Origin of the sequence: Burkholderia sp. Se-20378 (assembly GCF_017104665.1) — a bacterium.
Taxonomy (GTDB): domain Bacteria; phylum Pseudomonadota; class Gammaproteobacteria; order Burkholderiales; family Burkholderiaceae; genus Burkholderia; species Burkholderia lata.
The window spans coordinates 1-2,875 of sequence record NZ_JAAGPG010000799.1 but is presented as its reverse complement, the minus strand read 5'-3'; the positions used below and the strand labels follow the sequence as shown (position 1 = coordinate 2,875).

Sequence of the window (2,875 nt, the reverse complement as noted above, 5' to 3'; positions counted from 1 at the left end):
GCTGCATCGGCACGGCGTCGGCGAGGCCGGCGCGGGCGTCGGGCTTGCACGCGAACGGCACGCTGTCCTCGAGATCGAGGATCAGCGCATCGGCCGTGCTGGTCGCGGCTTTTTCGACAAAGCGGGCGACGTGGGCGGGGACATAGAGAAGCGAGCGCCAGACTGGTTGGGAAGAGGAATTCATCGTTGTTCTCATAAAATAAAAGTCACTTTCATTTTTGAGACTGATTGGTGCATTCGTCAAGATTATCGTTAACGCCTATATTTACGAGAAATTGAAAGAAGATGAACGATTGAAGTCATGCGAATTCATGTTGATGTCATCGGCGCTCTGCGTATAATGAAAGTGACTTTCATTTTTTGATGACCCTGGGCGATGCGGATCGCACCGTCGCCCGGCACAGCACGAGGCGGACATGAGCAAGGTGGAGACGAACAATCAGGCAGAAGGCGGCGTGGCCGCGGTCAATCGCGCGCTGACCGCGCTTCTGGCGTTCGCCGGCGCGCCCGGCGGGTTGATGCTCGCGCAGGTCAGCGATGCGACCGGGCTCAACATGAGCACGCTGCTGCGGATGTTCGAATCCCTCGAACAGTTCCGCTTCATCAAGCGCCTGCCGGACGGACGCTACGTGCTGGGGCCGGCCGTATTCCAGCTCGGCGTGATGTACCGCGAGTCGTTCCAGCTGCGCGAGCACGTGATGCCGATCCTGTCGACGCTGTCGGCGCAGACCGGCGAAACCGCCGCGTTCTACGTGCGCGAGGGCGACCAGCGCGTCTGCCTGTTCCGCATCCAGGCACAGCGCGCGGTGCGCACGCATCTGCGCGAAGGCGACCGGTTTCCGCTCGACGTCGGCGCGGCGGGGCGTGTGCTGCTCGCGTTTTCGGGCACGCGCGGCGGCGAGTACGAGAAGACGGCCGAGCAGGGCTACACCGTGTCGATTGCCGAGCGCGATCCGGAGAGCGCGGCGATCGCGTGCCCGGCGTTCGGCGTCGGCCGCGTGCTGAGCGGGGCGATCTCGCTCGGCGTGCCGCGCTATCGCTTCAACAAGAAAGTGCTGGCCGATTACCTGCCGTACGTGCAGGCCGCCGCTGCCGAGCTGACGCATGCGCTCGGCGGTGACCTGCCCGCGACGGGCGCGCCGTTCCCGGCGGCCGACCAGCTTGGCGCGCTGCTCGAATAGCGCAGGCGCGGGGCGCGCGCATCGCTGAACCACCGACCCATACCTACCAGGAGACAGTCATGTCCGTACCCGACACGCAGGCCGCCCGTGCGGCCGGCGCGCAGCGTCGCGCGTCCACCGGCCCGATCCGTCCGAAATCGTTCGACGCAGGCGCGGGCGGACCGCTGTCCGGCGTGCGCGTGGTCGACCTGTCGCGCCTGATGGCCGGCAACATGCTGAGCGTGCAACTCGCCGACTTCGGCGCGGACGTCGTGAAGGTCGAAAGCGAGCGCGGCGATACGCTGCGCGCGGTCGGCGCGGGTGGAATCAGCACCAACTGGAAGGTCTACGGACGCAACAAGCGCAGCGTGTGCGTCGATCTGCGCACGCCGGAAGGCGTCGACATCGTGCGCCGGCTGGTGCGCGACGCGGACGTGTTCGTCGAGAGCTTCAAGCCGGGCGTCGCGGAGCGGATGGGGCTCGGCCCCGACGACCTGCTCGCGATCCGGCCGGAACTGGTGATCGCGCGGATCTCCGGCTGGGGGCAAACCGGTCCGTATCGCCACAAGCCGGGCTTCGGCACGCTCGCCGAAGGCTACGCGGGCTTCGCGGCGATCAACGGGTTCGCCGATCGTGAGCCGGTGCTTCCGCCGATCTTTCTGGCCGACATGACGGCCGGGATGTCCGGCGCGCTCGCGGTGCTGGTCGCGCTGCATGCGCGCGGGTCGCAGCGTGCGGCGGGGCAGGTGATCGACGTGTCGCTGTTCGAGCCGTTGCTGTCGATCCTCGGGCCGGCCGCGGCGAACTACGTGATGACCGGCGAGATCAAGCCGCGCACCGGCAGCCGCTCGACGAACACCGCGCCGCGCAATGCGTATCGCACCCGCGACGGCAAATGGCTGTGCCTGTCGAGTTCGACGCAGGCGATGGCCGAGCGGTTGTTCCGCGCGATCGGCCGCGCGGACCTGATCGACGATCCGCGCTATGCCACCAACGTGCTGCGCGTACGTCATGCGGAAGCGCTCGACGCGATCGTCGGCGAATTCATCGGCGCACGCGATCTCGACGCGAATCTCGCGTTCTTCGAGGAAGCGGGTGTGACGGTCGGGCCGATCCAGGACATCGCGCAGATCGTCGCGGATCGCTACGTGATCGAGCGCGAGGCGCTGGTCGAACTGCCCGACGACGACGTCGGCAGCCTGCCGATGCACAACGTCACGCCGCGCCTGTCGGGTACGCCCGGCGCGTTCCGCCGGCCCGCGCCCGCGCTCGGCGAACACAACCGCGAGATCCTGCAGCCGCTGCTCGGCGAGCACGAGTACGCGCGGCTCGCCGCGCTGGGCGTGATCCATTCGCGGTAAGCGGACCGCGCACCGACCGATACCGGATGCACCGGACATTGCATGGAGGAGACACCATGAATCCGCGTTGGACCCATCGGCCGCCCGGCTCGAACTGGGGCGATTTCGGCCCGGACGACCAGAAAGGGCGCCTGAACTGGCTGACGCCCGACGCCGTGCTGCGCGGCGTCGCGGAAGTGCGCGAAGGCCGCGTCTTTTCGCTGAGCCTGCCGCTCGACGTGCCGCGCGGCGGCGGGCTGAACGCGCGCCGCCGGCCGCCGGCCATCATGCCGGCGCTGCTGGGCGGCAAGCCGTACTTCGGCTATCGCGCGGACGAACAGGTAGCGAACGCAACCGACGTGGTCTGCGACGATT

The 2,875-nt window shown here is 67.7% G+C and carries 3 protein-coding genes and 1 pseudogene; 3 read left to right on the top strand and 1 reads right to left on the bottom strand.

Features of this window, described 5'->3' with window-relative positions; genetic code table 11:
- A partial coding sequence (locus G3N93_RS37695) for an aldolase/citrate lyase family protein (protein WP_241026870.1) occupies nucleotides 1-184 on the bottom strand: 184 nt, incomplete at its 3' end.
- Between the two features lie 232 nt (nucleotides 185-416).
- Between G3N93_RS37695 and G3N93_RS37690 the strand changes: the two genes are divergently transcribed.
- The 3 genes and pseudogenes from G3N93_RS37690 to G3N93_RS37680 form a co-directional block, all read left to right on the top strand.
- On the top strand, nucleotides 417-1,181 hold the full coding sequence (locus G3N93_RS37690; protein ID WP_174934589.1) for an IclR family transcriptional regulator: 765 nt from the start codon (nucleotides 417-419) through the stop codon (nucleotides 1,179-1,181).
- A gap of 59 nt (nucleotides 1,182-1,240) precedes the next feature.
- Nucleotides 1,241-2,521 (top strand): CaiB/BaiF CoA-transferase family protein, encoded by a 1,281-nt coding sequence (locus G3N93_RS37685; protein ID WP_206135295.1) that lies wholly within the window; start codon nucleotides 1,241-1,243, stop codon nucleotides 2,519-2,521.
- A 56-nt stretch (nucleotides 2,522-2,577) separates the two neighbouring features.
- A pseudogene (locus tag G3N93_RS37680) lies at nucleotides 2,578-2,875 on the top strand (cyclase family protein); the annotation flags it as partial.